The sequence below is a fragment of the Pseudomonadota bacterium genome, from assembly GCA_010028905.1.
Taxonomy (GTDB): domain Bacteria; phylum Vulcanimicrobiota; class Xenobia; order RGZZ01; family RGZZ01; genus RGZZ01.
In genome coordinates this window covers 1-3,765 of sequence record RGZZ01000480.1, presented here as the reverse complement: position 1 = coordinate 3,765, position 3,765 = coordinate 1, and the positions used below count along the sequence as shown (strand labels likewise).

The following is a 3,765-nucleotide window of genomic DNA, read 5'->3' as shown; positions in this document are numbered from 1 at the left end:
GACCAAGCCTGGCGCTGGAAAGACCTCGACCCGGTTTCGCCCTGGCGATGTCTATTCGAAGAGCACGTTGCTTGCGGCGCGCATCTGCGGGGAGTGCGGCTTCCGACTCACACAGAGCGGGCACTGCGTCCGGTGCGAGGAGATGTGGCGGCGAGAGGTTGCGGTGACCCAGACCCAGCGCGTGCGCGCGATCTGAACGGTTCGTGGCGACGCGCTCTTCGTGAGCGGGTCGCCGTGCGGTATCAGGCAAGAGCCGGGTCGATGCGTATCGCTGCGCCGAGCCGTCGGGCCATGGCGTGCGCCAGATCGGAGACCCACGCGGCATCACACACGAGATCGAGTCTGTCGTAGGTGGGATCGAGGGTCGCCATCGGCTCGTCGATCGCAATCAGCTGCTGCGTGCTGCCATCGGCCAGCGCCAGTGCCACCCCTCTTCTCGTCCAGTCGGGGCTCACAAAGCCATGGATCTCACGCACCGTGACACAGTTGTTGATGGCGCGCAGGTAGAGACGGCCGTCAAAGTGCCACAGCAACCGTCCACCTTCGTCCCAGACCTCCATCGGTTCGTCGTCGGTGGTCCAGGCGCAGGTCCAGGGTGTGAGGTACATGGCGTCGCACCGACCTTGGCGCGGCGCAGATTCCCGTAGCAGAGCCATCAGCTCGCGCGTGTCGCGCGGGATCATCCATGCGTCTGCCAGGGTCTCGTTTCCTTTCGGTGTTCGGCCCAGCACCAGCACGCGCACGCTCGTCTCGGGAGCGGGAGCGTACTGTCCGACGGCGATCATGATGGCCTCGCATCTGTCTTGCGCGCCGTCCTGCGCGCGCTTCGCGACCGCATGGGGCGATTCGGGATGGAGATGATCGTCGAGGGGTTGGAGATTCATGAGGGAACGCTCTTCTGCTTTCTGCCGGGCTCTTCTTGGGGGCCTTTTCTCGTGATGCGGCGACGCAGCGCTCAGGGCTTGTTCAGGTGGGTCTGTTCTTTGCGGCGGCCGCCTCAGCAGCTGCCCTCCGGGAAGACGGGAACCCCCACTCGTGCTTCGAACTGGCGCATCAGGCGCCGAGTCAGCGGCCCTGGGCGGCCCTCTCCCACCGGCTTGTGATCGAGGCGGGTGACCGGATGGATGGAACGGGTCGTGCTGGTGATGAAGATCTCGTCGGCGTCTGACAGTGCTTCCGGAGGCATCGGCTCTTCGCGCACCGACATGCCGATGGCGGGCGCGATCTCACGAAGAACGAATTCGCGCGTGCACCCCGCGAGGATCCCGGCGTCGTGCGGAGGAGTGAAGAGTGTGGCTTTCCTGATCGCGAAGATGTTGCTCCCAGACGCCTCCGTCACCTCGCCGCGTGCGTTCAGGATCACTGCGTCATCCGCGCCGGCACGCCGCGCTTCCATGTGGGCAAGGCGCAGGTTGAGCAGGTTCGAGGTCTTCAGGGACGGGTCGAGGGCATTTCGATGGTTGCGCTGCACGCTCACGAATGCGAGTGCGAGGCCGTCGAGGTAGTACGCGGTCGGATAGGTGGGCATCGGTCGTGACAGGACGATGAGGGTGGGGGGTTGGTCGGCGATGATGTCGTAGCCCAGGGGGCCCACCCCGCGGGTCACGATGATGCGGAGCAGTCGCTCTCCGGAAGATGCCGCAAGAACGTCATCCACCGCCACGCCCACGCTGTTCGGGAGTGTGATTCCGATCCCGGCGGCCGAGCGACCGAGTCGTCGCAGGTGCGCATCGAGCAGAAAAGGGCGCCCCCCGAAGGTGCGCACGGCTTCATAGGCGCTGTCGCCGTAGAGAAAGCCGTGATCGAGCACCGAGACGCGTGCCTCGGTCTCGGCAACGATCTCGCCGTTGATCCAGACGGGGTTGTGGGGGGAGGCGGCGGTGACCATGTCTGACCTGAGTACGGCGACCGGAGCCCGTGTGCCTGCCGTCAGGGGTGAGCCTGCGTGCGTAGAAATTCACATCGCGGCAACAAACCGTTAACATGTGGCGGCGCAAACCGGTCTGATCGCGCCTTCTCAAGCATCACAAAGGCAGGATGCGCGGGGGGTGTCCCCCGCCACCCCGTGAGCATCGAGGAGGTTGCCCGTGTATCGCCGCATCATCCACCACAACAACCCCAACCAGAACGAAGCGCCGAAGCCCCGTCCGATCCTGCGTCCGCAGGGCTCGGTGGCCGCGCAGCGGGTAGGGGGAGGCGGAACAAACGGTGTCACGCACCAGCCTCAGCACCAGCCCCAGAATGGGGTGAACCACCCGCACACCGCGCCTGGCGCGGAGAACCGTGCGCACACGACCTCACCCGCGGGCACCGCGCACGAAGCTCGGACAAACGAGCGCTCGCACGCGCCTGTCGCGCCCCACGCTGAGCCTGAAGCGCCGCGTGCAGGCGGCGTCCTGGCAGGGATCTCGTCGTGGATGCGGCCCGCGGCTCCTGAGGCCGAGGCGCAGCCCGCACAGGCCGAGAGCAGAGTAGAAGAGGTCGCGGCTACCGCACCCACGCAGTCGAAGACCGTGACGGCGGCCAACGATGCCGATCGCTCCATCCCCCAGCCCCCCTTCTTCGAGTACCGCGCCCGCAAGGCCAATCCGAACGGTCCGAGCCAGGTGGCCAACGACATCCGCAGCCACCTCGACCCGAGCCACGGCAACTCTTACGAAGACAGCGATCCCGCCACCGCGGTGCACGAGACCACGCACGGCATCAACTCCGATGTGCGCAACGCCAAGGGGCTTCCCGGCGAGGGTCGCGTGAACGGCTACTACGTTGGAGGCGACAAGGCCATCCGCCTCACCGAGCCGAACCTCGACCTGCGCAAGGCGAAGGAGTTCCTGCCCCCGAGTCTGCAGTCAGACCGCTCCCGCATGTACGTCGACCAGCAGAAGCAGTGGAACGATCGCCCCCTCTACCTGCTCGACGAGCTCACCGCCTACACCAACGGCGGCGCGGCGGCCACCGAACTGGCCAAGAAGGGGCAGTGGAACCAGGGCGGTCGCGACGCGGTCGCGGGCCAGCTGAACTTCACCCCCATCAACATGGCGATGGCGATGGCCATCGACAAGTACGACCCGAACTACTTCAAGAACCACCCGGAGTCGAAGGACTTCTACGGCTGGTCGGCCATGCGCGCCATGGACGGCTTCCGCGAGGGCAAGGACATCCCCCAGTTCAAAGGGTTCGGACAGGAAGAGTACCTGCGCAACTTCCAGAGCAGCCCCGACGCCCAGCCGATGCGCGACTTCATCAAGAAGACCTGGGGACAGGAGTTCCACGACCGCCTTCTGTTCGGCCCGCAGGCCGTCGACACGAGCAAGCCCTCCCCCGCGGTAGACGGCAGCGCCAAGGTCGACGTGCCCAAGCCCGCACCGGTGAGCGTGGGGGGACGCCCCGGCCAGCAGGCGCCCGAGATCAAGGCCCAGGGATGGCTCAACGCCGACGGAACCCCGAGCCTCGGCGCGCGCAAGGGTGACGTGAGCGTGGTGGAGTTCTGGGCCCCGTGGTGCGGCCCGTGCCGCGCGCAGGTTCCGCACATGAACGAGATGGCCGCCAAGTACAAGAACCAGGGCCTCCAGATCATGGCCCTGACCGGCGACAACAACAGCAACGTCACGAACATGGCCCGCAACATGAACTACAACGTCGGCTATGGCAGCCGCAGCAACGCCGACTACGGCGTGAGCGGCATCCCCCACGCCGTCGTGGTGGGTCGTGACGGGAAGGTGGCCTGGTCGGGGCACCCCGGCACCCCCGAGTTCGAGCAGGCCG

General features: G+C 66.5%; 4 protein-coding genes. 2 read left to right on the top strand and 2 right to left on the bottom strand.

Going from position 1 to position 3,765, the window contains the following annotated elements:
• The coding region (locus EB084_21505; GenBank protein ID NDD30841.1) for a hypothetical protein at window positions 1–196 on the top strand (196 nt) is incomplete at its 5' end.
• A 46-nt stretch (window positions 197–242) separates the two neighbouring features.
• Here EB084_21505 and EB084_21500 read toward each other — a convergent pair.
• Together EB084_21500 and EB084_21495 are read right to left on the bottom strand one after the other, a co-directional pair.
• Window positions 243–884 carry a hypothetical protein gene (locus EB084_21500; GenBank protein ID NDD30840.1) on the bottom strand — a complete coding sequence of 214 codons (642 nt, stop codon included), beginning with the start codon at window positions 882–884 and terminating at the stop codon, window positions 243–245.
• A gap of 113 nt (window positions 885–997) precedes the next feature.
• On the bottom strand, window positions 998–1,888 hold the full coding sequence (locus tag EB084_21495; protein NDD30839.1) for a branched-chain-amino acid aminotransferase: 891 nt from the start codon (window positions 1,886–1,888) through the stop codon (window positions 998–1,000).
• Window positions 1,889–2,087: 199 nt separating this feature from the next.
• Between EB084_21495 and EB084_21490 the strand changes: the two genes are divergently transcribed.
• Window positions 2,088–3,765 (top strand): TlpA family protein disulfide reductase (locus EB084_21490; protein ID NDD30838.1); only part of this gene is annotated, 1,678 nt, incomplete at its 3' end.

Bases quoted from the DNA above. Each gene is read 5' to 3' on its own strand.
- EB084_21500 (NDD30840.1), bottom strand. From the start codon at position 884: ATGAATCTCCAACCCCTCGACGATCATCTCCATCCCGAATCGCCCCAT.
- EB084_21495 (NDD30839.1), bottom strand. From the start codon at position 1,888: ATGGTCACCGCCGCCTCCCCCCACAACCCCGTCTGGATCAACGGCGAG.